General features: G+C 58.8%; 14 protein-coding genes. 1 reads left to right on the forward strand and 13 read right to left on the reverse strand.

Annotated elements, in window-relative coordinates; genetic code table 11:
- Position 1: 1 nt before the first annotated feature.
- The 8 genes from glmM to ruvC form a co-directional block, all read right to left on the reverse strand.
- Positions 2–1,354, reverse strand: coding sequence for a phosphoglucosamine mutase (glmM, locus tag ADH66_RS17655; protein ID WP_066538107.1), 1,353 nt, complete (start codon positions 1,352–1,354; stop codon positions 2–4).
- Positions 1,355–1,424: 70 nt separating this feature from the next.
- Positions 1,425–1,694 (reverse strand): hypothetical protein, encoded by a 270-nt coding sequence (locus ADH66_RS17660; protein ID WP_066538105.1) that lies wholly within the window; start codon positions 1,692–1,694, stop codon positions 1,425–1,427.
- A 173-nt stretch (positions 1,695–1,867) separates the two neighbouring features.
- Positions 1,868–2,047, reverse strand: a complete 180-nt coding sequence (locus ADH66_RS17665) for a hypothetical protein (RefSeq protein WP_066538103.1) — start codon at positions 2,045–2,047, stop codon at positions 1,868–1,870.
- A gap of 5 nt (positions 2,048–2,052) precedes the next feature.
- Positions 2,053–3,171 (reverse strand): Holliday junction branch migration DNA helicase RuvB, encoded by a 1,119-nt coding sequence (gene ruvB, locus ADH66_RS17670; RefSeq protein WP_169714854.1) that lies wholly within the window; start codon positions 3,169–3,171, stop codon positions 2,053–2,055.
- Positions 3,172–3,196: 25 nt separating this feature from the next.
- A complete protein-coding gene (locus ADH66_RS17675; protein WP_236757111.1) occupies positions 3,197–3,523 on the reverse strand; it encodes a cupin domain-containing protein in 327 nt (108 codons plus the stop codon).
- A gap of 28 nt (positions 3,524–3,551) precedes the next feature.
- Positions 3,552–4,091 carry an AlkZ-related protein gene (locus ADH66_RS17680; protein ID WP_066538094.1) on the reverse strand — a complete coding sequence of 180 codons (540 nt, stop codon included), beginning with the start codon at positions 4,089–4,091 and terminating at the stop codon, positions 3,552–3,554.
- 2 nt (positions 4,092–4,093) lie between these two features.
- Complete coding sequence (ruvA, locus tag ADH66_RS17685; RefSeq protein WP_066538092.1) at positions 4,094–4,696, reverse strand: Holliday junction branch migration protein RuvA; 603 nt, start codon at positions 4,694–4,696, stop codon at positions 4,094–4,096.
- A complete protein-coding gene (gene ruvC, locus ADH66_RS17690; protein WP_066538089.1) occupies positions 4,686–5,210 on the reverse strand; it encodes a crossover junction endodeoxyribonuclease RuvC in 525 nt (174 codons plus the stop codon). Before ruvC ends, ruvA begins: the two co-directional genes overlap by 11 nt.
- Before the next feature lie 236 nt (positions 5,211–5,446).
- On the opposite strand from ruvC, the gene ADH66_RS17700 reads away from it, so the two are divergent.
- Entirely contained in the window at positions 5,447–6,799 is a 1,353-nt protein-coding gene (locus ADH66_RS17700) for a PepSY1/2 domain-containing protein (RefSeq protein WP_066538085.1), read from the forward strand.
- Here the strand turns inward: ADH66_RS17700 and ADH66_RS17705 are convergent.
- The 5 genes from ADH66_RS17705 to hpt all read right to left on the reverse strand — a co-directional run bounded on the left by ADH66_RS17705 (position 6,796) and on the right by hpt (position 14,563).
- Positions 6,796–9,024, reverse strand: a complete 2,229-nt coding sequence (locus ADH66_RS17705; RefSeq protein WP_066538082.1) for a DNA gyrase/topoisomerase IV subunit A — start codon at positions 9,022–9,024, stop codon at positions 6,796–6,798. The genes ADH66_RS17700 and ADH66_RS17705 overlap by 4 nt on opposite strands.
- A gap of 230 nt (positions 9,025–9,254) precedes the next feature.
- Positions 9,255–9,875 (reverse strand): NUDIX hydrolase N-terminal domain-containing protein, encoded by a 621-nt coding sequence (locus tag ADH66_RS17710; protein WP_066538079.1) that lies wholly within the window; start codon positions 9,873–9,875, stop codon positions 9,255–9,257.
- Positions 9,875–11,857, reverse strand: coding sequence for a DNA gyrase/topoisomerase IV subunit B (locus tag ADH66_RS17715; RefSeq protein ID WP_066538076.1), 1,983 nt, complete (start codon positions 11,855–11,857; stop codon positions 9,875–9,877). The genes ADH66_RS17710 and ADH66_RS17715 overlap by 1 nt, the downstream gene beginning before the upstream one ends.
- 117 nt (positions 11,858–11,974) lie before the next feature.
- The gene (ftsH, locus tag ADH66_RS17720) at positions 11,975–13,963 is read right to left on the reverse strand and encodes an ATP-dependent zinc metalloprotease FtsH (protein ID WP_066538074.1); all 1,989 of its coding nucleotides are present in this window, start codon (positions 13,961–13,963) and stop codon (positions 11,975–11,977) included.
- Between the two features lie 48 nt (positions 13,964–14,011).
- Positions 14,012–14,563, reverse strand: coding sequence for a hypoxanthine phosphoribosyltransferase (gene hpt, locus ADH66_RS17725; protein ID WP_236757112.1), 552 nt, complete (start codon positions 14,561–14,563; stop codon positions 14,012–14,014).
- Between the last annotated feature and the right edge of the window lie 2 nt (positions 14,564–14,565).

Here is a 14,565-nt window from a genome sequence, read left to right on the forward strand (position 1 = left end):
GTCAGCACAGCTCCTCGCGTATCACCTTCGCCACGCTCTCAGCCAGCTCCTCTATCTGCTGTTCATCACGGCCCTCCACCATCACGCGCAGCAGGGGCTCGGTGCCGCTGGGGCGCACAATTATCCGGCCGTCAGAGCCCAGCGTTTCGCTTACCTGCTCTATAGCCGCCCGCACCCGCTGATCAGTGTAGAAGGCCAGCTTCCCCTCGGGGGTGACGCTGATGTTCACCATGGTCTGCGGATAGCGCTGCATGACCGTGGCAAGGGACGACAGCTTTGCTTCTCGCCGCCGTAAAAGGCTCAAAAGCTGGCAGGCGGTAAGCTGGCCGTCGCCGGTGGTGGCGAAATCCCGGAATATCACGTGGCCGCTCTGCTCGCCGCCGAAGCTGTAGCTCTCAAGGCGCATCTGCTCCAGCACGTATCTGTCGCCCACCTTGGTGGCCTCGAAGCGCATACCGTTGTCCTCGCAGAACTTCTGGAAGCCCAGATTTGTCATTATTGTGCCCACAACGGTGTTCTTATTGAGCTTGCCCCGGCTCTTCATGTCCAGGGCGCAGATGGCCATAATGAAGTCGCCGTCCACAAAGTTGCCCTTCTCGTCCACCATCAGGCAGCGGTCCGCGTCCCCGTCGAAGGCCACGCCCGCGTCCAGGTCGTGGGTCTTCACATACTCTATGAGCCCCTCCATATGGGTGGAGCCGCAGTTGTCGTTTACGTTTATGCCGTCGGGCTTGTCGTTGAGCATGGTGACCTGGGCCCCAAGCTCTGTAAACAGGGCCTCGGCCGTGGCGCTGGCGGAGCCGTTGGCGCTGTCTATGGCAATTTTCATGCCGTCCAGGGCGAAGTGCACCGTGGACTTCACATGCTCGATATAGTCCCGCACGGCCCCCTCCGCCCGGGTGACGGTGCCCAGGCCCTCGTCCTGGGGAAGCTGGCCGGAGATGTCGGTTTTCCCTAAGATGATGTCCTCTATGCGCTCCTCCAAATCGTCCGGCAGCTTAAAGCCGTCGCCGGAGAATATCTTGATGCCGTTATACTCAAAGGAGTTATGGGAGGCCGATATCATAATGCCCGCGTCGGCCTTGTACTTCTCCACCAGGTACGCCACGGCCGGAGTCGGCACAACCCCCAGGGTCAGAACGCTTGCCCCGATGCTGCAAAGCCCCGCAGCCATGGCGTTCTCCAGCATATCGGAGGACAGGCGCGTGTCCTTGCCGATAAGCACCCGGGGGTGCAGGTTCGATTTATTTGTCAGCACCTGTGCCGCCGCCCGGCCCAGCTGGGTGGCCAGCTCGCAGGTCAGGTCCTTGTTTGCTATGCCGCGTATGCCGTCCGTTCCGAAAAGTCTGCCCATAAAAAACACCTTCGCTTTCTGAAAAATTTTATTTTATAATATATATGCCGTAATATTCCGGCCCCTCTGTCTAGCTGAGCTTTGAGAGCGCCCAACGCCCCACCTCCCAGGCGGCCTCCTCTACGGTAAGCCCGGACACCTCCAGTGTGTCATACGGTACGCCCTCTATTTTGTCGTGCTCTCTGAAATACCTGTCATAGTCCAGGGAGCTCTGTATCCAGCCAGTATCCGTAATTCCCCGGCCCTCCGCCATGCGCCGCCGGAGCTCCTGCTCGCCCACCGTCAGAGCCAGCACAAAAATATCGCTGAAAAACCGCGTGCCATAGGCCCTCGAAAGCATCTGGATGTTCCCCGCCCGGCTCCATATAGTTGGGACAGGTTACGGCGCTTTCCTCAACAGTTTTGTCGTAGTCATAATTGCCGCAGTTGGGGCATATTTCCACCATATTTATCACTCCTATCCAAGCTTTCTCCCCGCAAAGGGCCCCGTGCTGTCGTAGGGCTTCACCACCTTCATGCTCTCCCCGGAGAGCCGCATCGTGTCCTCCTGCTGAAACGCAATGCGCCCGCCCAGCCCCAGCTTCTCCGCCGCTGCTTCAGCCGTTCGAGTATGCTGTCCGACAGGTTAAAGGCCTGGTACTTTTCCGAGTATTCCTCCCAGTCCAGCCGGTTCTTCTCCACTATATCCGTCATATTTATCACTCCAATTTAAGCTGTAACCCCTCCGTATCATCCCTAAGCCTTGAGGGCACCGGCAGGCCCAAATGGGCGCAGGCGGCGGGGGTAACGCAGCGTCCCCGGGGGGTTCGGGTGAGAAAGCCTATCTGCATAAGATAGGGCTCGTTCACGTCCAGCAGGGTCACGGCCTCCTCACCGGTGGCCGCCGCCAGGGTCTCAAGCCCCACCGGCCCGCCGCCGTAGTTTTTGATGATGGCCGTCAGCATATTGCGGTCGCTCTGGTCGAGCCCTAACTCGTCTATCTCCATACGGTCCAGGGCCACCTGGGCGGTGTTGAGGGTTATCACCCCGCCGCTCATGACCTCGGCAAAGTCCCGCACCCGCTTTAAAAGGCGGTTCACTATTCTGGGCGTGCCCCGCGAGCGGGAGGCAAGCTCCAAAGCCGCGTCCGCGTCTATCTCGCAGTTAAGTATCTTTGCGCTGCGCTGGACGATGAGCCCCAGCTCCCGGGGGTTATAGAGCTCAAGCCTCAATACCACCCCGAAACGGTCCCGAAGGGGCGCAGAGAGCTGGCCCGCTCTGGTGGTGGCCCCTACTAAAGTGAACTTTGGCAGCGGCAGGTGGTACGACGCGGCCATCTGTCCCTTGCCTGTGATTATGTCCAGGGCGAAGTCCTCCATGGCGGGATACAGTATCTCCTCCACCGTCCTTGGGAGCCGGTGCACCTCGTCGATGAACAGCACGTCCCCGGGGGACAGGTTCGTTAAAAGCGCGGCTAAATCCCCGGGCTTCTCTACAGCGGGGCCGCTGGTTATGCGCAGGTCCACCCCCAGCTCGTTGGCGACGATACCCGCAAGGGTGGTCTTGCCAAGCCCCGGCGGGCCGTAGAGCAGCACATGGTCCAGGCTCTCCTTCCGAGACTTTGCCGCTTCAATGTATATTTTAAGGTTCTCCTTCACCTTGTCCTGGCCGATGTACTCCGAGAAGGTCCTGGGGCGCAGGGGGTTCTCCGTCTCGCCGTCCCCGGGGATGTAGCCGGTGTCGGTCAGGCGGTCCTCTAAGTCTAAATCGTTATCCTGAGCGTCCCAGTCAATGCCGTACTGCTGGGCGCTATTATTCCCGCCGCTTTTCTCTATCATGGGTGTCTCCTCTCAGGTGCACGCCTTATTCAGGCAGCACGTTCAGCTTTATGACCTTGGCCGTCTCCCCGCCGTCGTTCCAGATGGAGTGTGGGACCATTCCCGGCACGTAAAAACTCTCGTCCTTATTCACGGTATGGGCCGTCTCGCCAAGCATCACCCGGACCCGGCCCTCGGTTACGATGAAGATATGCGCGCTCTCGTGGGTGTGGTTGCCCTTGGGCCCGCCGCCGTCCTTGTCTATATAGGCCAGGGCCCCCCACTGTATTTTACCGGCGCGGCCCGCCTCTTTACAGTCGAAAAGTATCTTTGCGTGAAAGTTGGTGTGGCCTTCGGGGGTCATAAATTCCATTTTTATTATCTCCTCTCATATATCCCTATCATCTTATCAGCGATTTAAACTGTTTCTCGGTCATAACGCCGCCCACAAGCTCCCACAAACGCCCCTTCGGGTCCTCCGCCGGGACTATGGCCGGAGCCAGCCGCTCCCACTCCCCCGCCGTGCAGTACAGGAGCTCCGACCAGTTCTCATTGAGCTCCCTGCCGCTGGCTATGGCGGTAACATAGAGGTTTTGCAGCAAAAAGTCCATCCCTGCCCGGTAGTCCTTACTCTCCATGGCGCAGGCGCTTTTAAGGAACGCCGCGTCCGCCCCGGGGTTCTCCTCAATCATACTGTATAGTTCCCGGGCCGGGCCGCTCATTGGCCGTTGGGGCCGTAGGACCTTTATGAGGCGGTACGCCTCGGGGGACAGATAGGCCGTGCGCTTTTTATAGGCCTTGGAGTAGAACACAAGGTGCTTGTCTATCAGCTCCATAGCGTCCCTCCATGTGCAGCCTATATCCTCAAGGGCCGGAAGTTCAGGGTTCTGATTGCAGAGCAGTATACCGTTTTGGATGAGCCAGGCCTGTATATCTCCCATCTTTACCTGCTCCCAAACCCCTTCAGCGCCAGTCTGATAAGCTCCTCTGCGGGCAGCGAGCTGTCCAAGCGTCCCACCGCCGCCGCGGCCTCTGAGGGCGTGTAGCCCAGGGTAACCAGGGCCTCCGCGGCCTGGGCGGCGTTGCCTGCCGCCGAGGGCCCGCCGGGCTCTATGCCGGAGAGGTCCGTGCCCGCAAAGCTCAAACCCTTTACCTTGTCCTTCAATTCCAGCACTATCCGCTGGGCCAATTTTGCCCCAACGCCGTTGGCCTTTGTAAAGCGCTTGGCGTCCCCGGCGGCTGCGGCAAGGGCCACATCCTCGGGGGCCATCTCCGAGAGTATGGCAAGGGCCGCCTTAGGGCCCACGCCGCTTATGGCCGTTAAGAGCTTATAGCAGTTCAGCTCCTGCTGGGTATAGAAGCCGTAGAGGTCCAGCGCGTCCTCCCGCACGTTTAAGTAGGTATAGAGCGTAGCCTTGCCCCCGGTGCGGGGCAAAGCCCGAAGTGTGCCCATGGAGGTAAGGCACTTGAAGGCCACGCCCCCCACGTCGATGACGGCCACTCCCGGCTCGGTGTGGCTCACGGTCCCTGTAAGGCTATAGAACATTGCTTATCCCTCCGTTTATCTTTATAAGCCTCCTGCGCACGTTGGACCCAGCCGCCTGCCCGTGGCAGATGGCCAGCGCCAAAGCGTCCGCCGCGTCGTCGGGCTTCGGTGTGTCGGGAAGGTTCAGAAGCTTCGCCGTCATCTCCTGGACCTGGTGCTTCTGTGCCTTGCCATAGCCGGTGACCGCCTGCTTCACCTGCATGGGGGTATACTCGAATAGGGGCACCCCCGCCTGGGACAGGGTCAGGAGTATTATTCCCCTTGCCTCGGCCACCCCTATGCCGGTGGTCTTATTGTTGAGAAAGTACAGCTTTTCCACCGCCGCCGCCTGGGGCCGAAGGGTCTCTATAAGCTCCGTCATGCCCTCGTATATCTCCAGAAGCCGCAGACCGAAGTCCTCCCCGGCCTTTGTGGTGACCGCACCGTACTCCACCGTCTCGTACCGGCCCCGGGCCGCGTTTATGACCCCATAGCCCACAATGGCATAGCCGGGGTCGATGCCTAATATGCGCATATTCTTCTCCATTTTAAAAAGGTTCAGCTTATATTATATCATAAATCTGCTTGGAGTTTTCCGGTACTTTTGCAAAGCAAAAGGCGAGCTCTTCGAGCGAGAGGGAAACTCCGAAGGTACGCTTTGCGTACATTATAACACAGAAGATATTTCCAGTCAAAAAAAATTGCTCTTCCGCATTATTTTTCCCTTTCAAAGGGAAAATAATGTGAAAAAGCCTTAGGAAGTGACCATATATGAAGACCCGCGCAAAAGTCCGTCTGATAACCTTCGCCCTTGCCCTGCCGGTGCTGCTGGGGGGCTTCTGGCTGGACGCTCAGCTCTCGCTCCGCTCGGCCCGGACACAGCTGGAGTACGTGTACCTTCGGGCCCTGGGGGACCTTACGGACTATGTGTCCGGCATGGGCGACACCCTCCATAAATCTATGTATGCCGGCTCCCCCGCCACCCGCAGTGCCCTGTCGGCACAGCTTCTGGAGCAGGCCGGCGGGGCCAAGTCCGCCATGGCGGCTCTGCCCTTCTCGGGGGAGAAGTCCGACCGTTTCAACCGTTTCCTGTCCCAGGCCGGGGACTATGCCATGGCCCTCTCCCGCAAGACCTTCTCCGGGGCTCAGCCGGACAGCGCTGACCTTGAGAACCTTAAAATGCTGCGGGAATACGCCGGCAAGCTCACCGAGGCCCTTACAGGGCTCCAGGCCCGGCTCACCGCCGAAGGGGACAGCCTCGTGCAGAACGTCCACCTGCTGAACAACCTGGACGAGATAGATAACCTTGCCGTGCTGGACAACGACTTCGATGAGGTTTCCGAGGAGTTCTCCACCTTTCCGGCCCTGTTGTACGACGGCCCCTTCTCCGACCATATCAGCCGCCGGGAGCCCCTGTCCCTCGCGGGCTCAGAGGGCGTTACCCCGGAACAGGCGCGTGCCGAGGCAGCGAAGTTTTTAAATTGTTCCGAGGACTCTCTAGGCTTCACCGGCGAGGGCGGCGGGAACCTGCCGGTGTACTCCTTTACCACAGAGGACTCCATAGTGAATATTACCCGCCAGGGCGGCCGGCCCGTGTACTTTAAAAAGGCCGGGGGCGTCTCCGCCGCCAAGTTCACTATTGACCAGGCCCGCCGGGCGGCGGAGGAATACCTCTCCGGGCTGGGCTACGACCCCATGGAACTGAGCTACTTTCTTATAAACGACAATATGGCAGGCTTCAACTTTCACGGCTCCCTCAAGACTGTGGACGGCCAGACGGTGATTTGCTACCCGGACCTTATGAAGGTCACCGTGGAGCTGGAGCAGGGCGGGACCATAGAGTTCGACGCTACAGGTTATGTGATGAATAACCACACCCGCAGCGTTCCCGCGCCCAAGGTCTCCCTTGACGAAGTTAAAAACGCCGTCAACCCCCTGCTCCGTGTGGAGAGCGGGCGGATGGCCATAGTGCCTACGCCGGGACTTGAGGAGCTGCTCTGCTGGGAGCTCCACTGTACCGCCGCCGACGGACAGGAGGTTTTGAGCTATGTGAACGCTGAGACTGGCCTGGAAGAGCAGCTCTATATTCTACAAAAGGACGAACATGGCACTTTAGCAAATTAGAGCTTCATCTGCTCCCCGGCCTCCTCCTCGCTGGGGAGGGACCCGGCCGCCGGGAGCTTCTTTTTGTACCGTCCCTCGTTCTTCAAGGACCCCTCCTGATAGGGCTGCGCCGATATCACCCGCTGGCCCTTCTTCAGGTTCATGGCCTGGACCCCCTGGGTGTTCTTGGTGGTCTTACTGGCTATCTGCCCGGTATGAAACAGCAGGAGCTTTCCTGTGCTGGCGGTCAGCAGCACCAGGCCGTCCTCCGGCAGCTGTATCACAGCCACTACCGGCGACTTGTCGCTGTAGGCGCTTATGAGCTTCTTGCGGTTGGTCTTGGTCTGGTACGCGCTCATATCCACCTTCGCCGCCTTGCCGTTCTCGAACACAAAGAACATATACCCCGAAAAGTCCGTGGTATAGGCCATGTAAACGGCCCGCTCCCCCTCGTCCATCTGGAGCTTCGCTGGGATATAGTCCCCCAGGACGCTGGCCTTGCTGTCGTCAAAGTCAAAGGCCCGGGCCTTATACACCTGGCATTTGTCCGAGAAGAACAGGAGCTCCCCCACGTTCTGGCCCTCCAGCTGCTGGCTGAGCTCGTCCCCCTCCTTCAGCTTCTGCTCGCCGCTCATTCTGAGGGACTGGGGGGTTATCTTCTTGAAGTAGCCCTCCCTAGTGAAGAACAGGTTGACGGGATAATCCGGGACCTCCTCGGTGATAACGGCCTCCTCTATCTCTCCGGCATAGAGCAGGATGGTCTTGCGGGGCTGGCCGTAGGTTTTTATGACGGCCTCCAGCTCCTTTATGATGACGTTCTGTATCTTTGCCTTGGAGCCCAGTATACCCTCAAGCTCCTTGATGTCCTTCTCAAGCTGCCCGGTCTCCTCGGTGCGCTTTAAAATATACTCCCGGTTCAGGTGCCTAAGGCGTATCTCCGCCACAAACTCCGCCTGGACCTCGTCTATGCCGAAGCCTATCATCAGGTTGGGGACTACCTCGGCCTCCTCGTCGGTCTCCCGGACAATTTTAATGGCCTTGTCGATGTCAAGGAGTATTGCCGCAAGGCCCTTGAGAAGGTGCAGCTTCTCCTGCTTCTTCGTAAGGTCGAAGTACGTGCGCCTTCTGACGCACTCTATGCGGAAGGCCGTCCACTCCTCCAGAAGCTCCCGCACGCCCATGACCCTGGGCACCCCGGCCACCAGCACATTGAAGTTGCAGGCAAAGCTGTCCTCAAGGGTGGTCAGCTTAAAGAGCTTCTGCATGAGCTTTTCCGGGTCCACGCCGCGCTTGAGATCGATGGTTATCTTCATGCCGGTCAAGTCTGTCTCGTCCCGGACGTCCGCCACCTCCTTTAGCTTGCTGCCCTTTGCAAGCTCGATTATCTTCTCCACAATCACCTCCACATTGGTGGAGGGCGGTATCTGGGTCACGTCTATGCAGTTGGCGCTCTTGTCATACCCCCACTTGCTGCGCACCCGAAAGCTCCCCCGGCCGGTGCCGTATATCCTCTCCATCTGGGCCCTATCGAAGATAAGCTGGCCGCCCCCGGGGAAATCCGGGGCCAGAAGGGTCTCGAACAGGTCTGTCTCCGGGTCCCGCATAAGGGCTATGGTGGTCCGGCATACCTCCGCTAAATTAAAGGAGCAGATATTGCAGGCCATGCCCACGGCGATGCCGGTGCTGGGGTTCGTGAGGATGGTGGGAAAGCTGGCGGGCAGCAGCAGGGGCTCCTTCATGGTGCTGTCGTAGTTGTCCGCGAAGTCCACCGTGTCCCGGTCGATGTCATTGAAGAACTCCTTGCAGATACCGTCCAGCTTCGCCTCGGTATACCTGGGCGCGGCCCAGGCCATGTCCCTTGAGTACGCCTTGCCGAAGTTGCCCTTGCTGTCCACATACGGGTGCAAAAGGGCCTCATAGCCCCGGGAAAGGCGTACCATGGTGTCGTATATGGCCGCGTCCCCGTGGGGATTCAGCTTCATGGTCTGGCCCACGATATTGGCGCTTTTCGTCCGCGCCCCGGTCAAAAGCCCCATCTTGTACATGGTATAGAGGAGCTTTCGCTGTGAGGGCTTTAACCCGTCTATCTCCGGCAGGGCCCGGCTCAAAATGACGCTCATGGCGTAGGGCATATAGTTCTTTCTGAGGGTGTCCCCCACGTCCTGCTCCACTATCTCCCCCGCCCCGGCAATATAGCCCTGGGCCTTGCCGGTCTTCTTGGGGGGCTTTTTCTCTTTTCTTGGCATATTTATCACCTACATTATAACTCGTATTCTTCAAGGCCGCAGTTTCCCATTAAATAATGGAAAAACTCCTCGTTGCTCATACCCCGAAAGTAAGTATTTATCACCCGGCACACACCCCGGCCTTGCCGAAAAGGAGCCCTACCCCTTGGTGGGTGCGGCAGTTTTCACTAAGCCAGGCTCGGAAATCCTGTCTCGTTTCAAATATCACGGCGTCTCCCATACTGCCCCCCCTAGTCAAACACCGTCTCCCAGTGCTCCACGCCCCGGGCCCCAAAGCACATACGCACCTGCTCTTCGTTGTTCTTCTCGGTGGCAAGCTCCGGCAGCTCGTCCATGCCAAAGTACCCGCTGGCTATGGTCTCAAGGTTTGGCGCAAACTCCCCGCTCAGATATTCGCACTCCACGAACACCTTGCACACCTTATAGGCATACACCGGCAGGTTATGCTTGTCTCTGTCCTGCACTGCGATTATCCTGCGGGCGGCGACCGTAAGCCCCGCCTCCTCCAGGACCTCCTTCTCAGCATTCTCCTTGACGGACAGCCCCGCGTCCACCCAGCCCCCGGGCAGGGACCAGCGCCCATCGCTCTCCCGGACCAGGAGTATCCTGTCCTCCTTAAAGACAGCCGCCCGGGTGTCCAGCTTGGGGGTCTGATAGCCTATCTCATTGCAGAAAAGGTCCTTCACCTTCTCCACCGGTATCTCCGACTTATAGCTTATCATCTCGGCGGCAATGTCCCTTATCTGTTCGTACCGCTCCAGATCGAACTTGTCTTTGCCGTAATACAGCCCCGCCTGAGCGATGCTCTGGAGCTTTACGGCCCACTGGAGCCATTTTTCGTTTTTGTCCATCAGCTCACATCCAGTTCTTCCGTATACTCGTTCCCATGCTCCGCGATATACTCCTTGCGCCCGTCCAGGTCGTTGCCCTGCATTATCTCGAACATCCTGGCGGCCTCCTCCGCGTCCCCGGGATTCACCTTTATCAGCCGCCGGGTTTTGGGGTCCATGGTGGTCAGGCTCATCATCTCCGGCTCGTTCTCGCCAAGGCCCTTTGAGCGCTGTATGGTGTACTTTTTCCCCTCCAGCTTCTTCAAAAACTCGGCTTTCTCCTGCTCGTTATAGGCAAAATACGTCTCCTCCTTGGAGGTTATCTCATACAGCGGGCTCTCCGCGATATACACCTTTCCCTCCTCGATAAGGGCCGGGGCCAGCCTGTAGACCATGGTCAGCAGCAGCACCCTTATCTGGAAACCGTCCACGTCCGCGTCGGTGCAGAAGATCACCTTGCTCCAGCGCAGGTTGTTGATGTCGAAGACCCCCAGATTCTTGTTGGCCCTGGTCTTCACCTGCACCCCGCAGCCCAGGACTCTGATAAGGTCGGTGATTATCTCGCTTTTGAATATCCTGTCATAGTCCGCCTTTAGGCAGTTCAGAATCTTGCCCCTTATGGGCATCACCGCCTGGAATCCCGCGTCCCTTGCCTGCTTCACCGAGCCCAGGGCCGAGTCGCCCTCCACGATAAACAGCTCCCGCTCGTTCACGTCCTTACTGCGGCAGTCCACGAACTTCTGGACCCTATTGGCCATGTCCATCTTGCCGGTAAGCTTGGTCTTTAGGTTGAGACGCGTCTTCTCCGCGTCCTCCCGGCTGCGCTTGTTTATCAGCACCTGCCCGGCTATCTTGTCCGCGTCCATGGGATTCTCAATGAAGTAGACCTCAAGGCTGTGCCGGAGCATCTCGGTCATGGCCTCCTGGATGCCCTTGTTGGTGATGGCCTTCTTGGTCTGGTTCTCATAGGAGGTCTGAGTGGAGAAGGAGGAAATGACTATCACCAGGCAGTCCTCCACGTCCTGGAAGGTTATCTTCCCCTCGCCCTTGGTGTAGCGGCTGTTCTGCTTTAAATACGCGTCTATCTGCCCCACGAACGCGCTCCTGACGGCCTTATCCGGCGCGCCGCCGTGCTCCAGCCAGCTGGAGTTGTGGTAGTATTCCGCCACGTGCACCCGGTTGGAGAAGGCCGCCGCCACATTTATCCGACAGTTATACTCCGGCATATCCGCCCGGTCCTTAACCCGCTTCTCGCTCTGCCAGAGCTGCACGGCGGTAAGGCTGTCCTCACCGGCAAGCTCCCTTGCGTGGTCCAGTATGCCGTTCTCATAGCAGAAGTCGGTCTGCTCAAACCTCCCGGGTTCGGTCTCATTCAAAAAATGGAAGGTGACCCCGGCGTTCACCACCGCCTGCCGCTTGAGCACGTCCATATAATACTCCGCGCTGATGTCTATGTCCGTGAACACCTGCAAATCGGGTTTCCAGTGGAAAACGGAGCCGGTGTCCTTCTTCTTATACGGCTCCTTCCCGAGCCCACCTACGTTTTCGCCGTGTTCAAAGTGAAGGGTGTACTTATACCCGTCCCGGCGCACCTGTACGTCCATAAACTCCGACGCGTATTGGGTGGAGCACAGGCCCAGGCCGTTGAGCCCCAGGGAATACTCATAGTTCTCCCCGGAGTCATTATTGTACTTTCCCCCGGCGTACAGCTCGCAGAACACCAGCTCCCAGTTATACCGCTCCTCCTTCCTGTTATAGTCCACCGGGCACCCCCGCCCGTGGTCCTCCACCCGCACGGACTTGTCAAGATATCTGGTGACGGTTATCTCGCTGCCGTAGCCCTGCCGCGCCTCGTCGATGGAGTTTGACAGTATCTCGAACACCGAGTGCTGGCATCCGTCTATGCCGTCAGAGCCGAATATCACTGCCGGCCGCAGCCTCACCCTGTCCGCGCCCTTCAGGCTCTGGATGCTTTCGTTGTCGTATACCGGTTTTTTTGGCATGGAATACTCCTCCCTCTTTCACAAGAAAGGCCCTGCCATGTAGCCACGGCAGGTCCTTTTTTCTCCTTTGCTTCGCTCTGCAAGGTCGTGGGGCTCCGCCCCACACCCTGCCAGGAGTCAAGACTCCTGGACCTCCTCCCGCTTCGCGCCGCTCTCCTCGGGCATTTCGCCGGCCTCCTCCGGCAGCTCCGCCTTGGGCTCCGGCTCTGTGCCGACAGCCTCCAGCGCCGGCAGGGTCTCGGGCTTGGGCAGCAGCTCTCCGCCCATAACCTCGCGGAATTCGCTCTCGTCCAGCTTCTCCCGCTCATACAGCACCCCGGCCAGCCTATGCAGCTCCTCCATATGCTCCTCCAGTATCTCCCTGGTCCGCTCATAGGCCGTGGACATGATGGCCTGTATCTCCTCGTCTATCTCAGAGGCGGTCTGCTCGGAGTAGTTACTGATATGCCCCATCTCCTTGCCAAGGAAGGGGTTGGAGTCGTCCGTGCCGTAAGTTATCGGCCCCAGCTTCTCGCTCATGCCGTACTTTGTGACCATGGCCCTCGCTATCTTCGTGGCCCGCTCGATATCGTTGCTGGCCCCGGTGGAGATGTCGTCCAGCACCAGCGCCTCGGCCACCCGCCCGCCAAGGAGCACCACCAGCTCCTCCCGCATCTCGTTGCGGGACCTATAGGAGCGGTCCTCCGTGGGCAGGTGCATGGTATAGCCCCCGGCCATGCCCCGGGGTATAATGGATATCTGGTGCACCGGGTCCTGGGTCTTGCAGTAGAAGCTGGTGATGGCGTGGCCCGCCTCGTGATAGGCCGTCAGCTTCTTCTCCTTGTCGCTCATAACCCGGCTCTTCTTCTCCGTGCCCACCACCACCTTGATGGTGGCTTCTTCTATCTCCACCATGGTGATGGCCTTGAGGTTCTTCCTGGCCGCCAGCAGCGCCGCCTCATTCAGCAGGTTCTCCAAATCAGCCCCGGTAAAGCCCGCCGAGGACTTGGCGATGGTGGACAGCTCCACGTCCGGGGCCAAAGGCTTGCCCTTGGCGTGGACCCGCAGTATCTCCTCCCGGCCCTTTATGTCGGGATAGCCCACCGTCACCTGCCGGTCAAAGCGCCCGGGGCGCATTAAGGCCGGGTCCAGGATGTCAGGCCGGTTGGTGGCCGCTATCATGATAACGCCCTCGTTGGCCCCGAAGCCGTCCATCTCAACTAACAGCTGGTTTAAGGTCTGCTCTCGTTCGTCATGCCCGCCGCCGAGGCCCGCGCCGCGCTGGCGGCCCACCGCGTCTATCTCGTCGATGAAGATTATGCAGGGGTGGTTCTTCTTGGCCTTGTCAAACAAATCCCGCACGCGCGAAGCACCCACGCCCACGAACATCTCCACAAAGTCGGAGCCGGATATGGAGAAGAAGGGCACCCCCGCCTCCCCGGCCACGGCCCTTGCAAGAAGCGTCTTGCCTGTGCCGGGAGGGCCCACCAGCAGCACACCCTTTGGTATCCTGGCCCCAAGGGAGTTATAGCGCCCGGGGTTCCTTAAAAACTCCACTATCTCCCGAAGCTCCTCCTTTTCCTCGTCGGCCCCGGCCACATCCGCAAAGGTGGTCTTGCGCTTCTCGTCGGTCAGCTGCTTTATCTTCGCCTTGCCGAAGTTCATCTGCTTGTCGCCCCCGGCGGCCCCGCCCAAATGGCGCATCATAAATATCCAGAAGAAGATAAGCCCGCCGAAAAGTATAAGCGTGGGCAGCAGGCTTATAAGCCAGCTGGTCTCCGCCGGACGGGTCACGTCCTGGACCATCTTCTTGTCCGGGTGCTCTTCGTTATACTTGTCTATATACTCCCCCGCGTCCCGGTAAAACAGGTCCACGCTGGGCATCACAAAGCCCACGGCGGTGTTGTTGCTGTCGTCCAGCTTCAGCACCATCTCGCCGGTGCCCAGGTTCAGTGAATACTCCGTCACCCGCCCGGTCTCGAAAAAGTCCAGTATGTCCGAATACTTATACGTCGCGCCCTGGGGCGACCTGTTGCTGAAAAGGAAGATGATGATAAACAGCACCACCACCGGTATTCCGATATAAAGCAGCAGGTTCCGAAGCTTCTTGCCATTGTTGCCGTCCAAAGATTTGCCCTCCTAAGTCATCTATAAGTTATCCCGCCCGGCCGTTCTTTATTCATATATCTCGGGCTTTAAAACGCCCACAAACGGCAGGTTGCGGTATTTTCCCGCGTAATCGAGCCCATACCCCACGATAAACGCGTCGGGTATCCTTGCGCCCACATAGTCCGGGGTCACGTCGGCCTCCCGGCGCTCGGGCTTGTCGAACAGTGTGCATATCCTTATGCTCTTTGGGTTCCTGGCCTCCAGGACCTCCCGAAGATAGCTCAGGGTCTTGCCGCTGTCAAGAATATCCTCCACTATCAAAAGGTCATACTCCTCCAAGGGGATATTCAGGTCCAGCACTATCTTCACCACACCGGAGGTCTTTACCCCCTTGCCGTAGCTGGATACCACCATAAAATCAATGCTCAGGGGCTCCGTCACCGCCCGCATAAGGTCGGCCATGAACACCACAGAGCCCTTCAGGACGCTGACCATCAGAAGGTTCTTCCCCCTATAGTCCCAGCTTATCTCCCGGCCTATCCTCGAGACGATGGCCGCCAGCTCCTCCTTTGTGAAAAGCTCCCGCTGGATATCGTCCAGCATACTCTTTTCCTTCATCC

The sequence above is a fragment of the Acutalibacter muris genome (assembly GCF_002201475.1).
GTDB lineage: Bacteria > Bacillota > Clostridia > Oscillospirales > Acutalibacteraceae > Acutalibacter > Acutalibacter muris.

What these genes read in the sequence shown, in the direction of transcription:
- hpt (WP_236757112.1), bottom strand. Translation starts at nt 14,563, where the DNA reads ATGAAGGAAAAGAGTATGCTGGACGATATCCAGCGGGAGCTTTTCACA.
- ruvA (WP_066538092.1), bottom strand. Translation starts at nt 4,696, where the DNA reads ATGTTCTATAGCCTTACAGGGACCGTGAGCCACACCGAGCCGGGAGTG.
- ADH66_RS17705 (WP_066538082.1), bottom strand. Translation starts at nt 9,024, where the DNA reads ATGCCAAGAAAAGAGAAAAAGCCCCCCAAGAAGACCGGCAAGGCCCAG.
- ADH66_RS17700 (WP_066538085.1), top strand. Translation starts at nt 5,447, where the DNA reads ATGAAGACCCGCGCAAAAGTCCGTCTGATAACCTTCGCCCTTGCCCTG.
- ADH66_RS17660 (WP_066538105.1), bottom strand. Translation starts at nt 1,694, where the DNA reads ATGCTTTCGAGGGCCTATGGCACGCGGTTTTTCAGCGATATTTTTGTG.
- ruvC (WP_066538089.1), bottom strand. Translation starts at nt 5,210, where the DNA reads ATGCGCATATTAGGCATCGACCCCGGCTATGCCATTGTGGGCTATGGG.
- ADH66_RS17715 (WP_066538076.1), bottom strand. Translation starts at nt 11,857, where the DNA reads ATGCCAAAAAAACCGGTATACGACAACGAAAGCATCCAGAGCCTGAAG.
- ruvB (WP_169714854.1), bottom strand. Translation starts at nt 3,171, where the DNA reads ATGATAGAGAAAAGCGGCGGGAATAATAGCGCCCAGCAGTACGGCATT.
- ADH66_RS17680 (WP_066538094.1), bottom strand. Translation starts at nt 4,091, where the DNA reads ATGGGAGATATACAGGCCTGGCTCATCCAAAACGGTATACTGCTCTGC.
- ADH66_RS17710 (WP_066538079.1), bottom strand. Translation starts at nt 9,875, where the DNA reads ATGGACAAAAACGAAAAATGGCTCCAGTGGGCCGTAAAGCTCCAGAGC.
- ADH66_RS17665 (WP_066538103.1), bottom strand. Translation starts at nt 2,047, where the DNA reads ATGACGGATATAGTGGAGAAGAACCGGCTGGACTGGGAGGAATACTCG.
- glmM (WP_066538107.1), bottom strand. Translation starts at nt 1,354, where the DNA reads ATGGGCAGACTTTTCGGAACGGACGGCATACGCGGCATAGCAAACAAG.
- ADH66_RS17675 (WP_236757111.1), bottom strand. Translation starts at nt 3,523, where the DNA reads ATGGAATTTATGACCCCCGAAGGCCACACCAACTTTCACGCAAAGATA.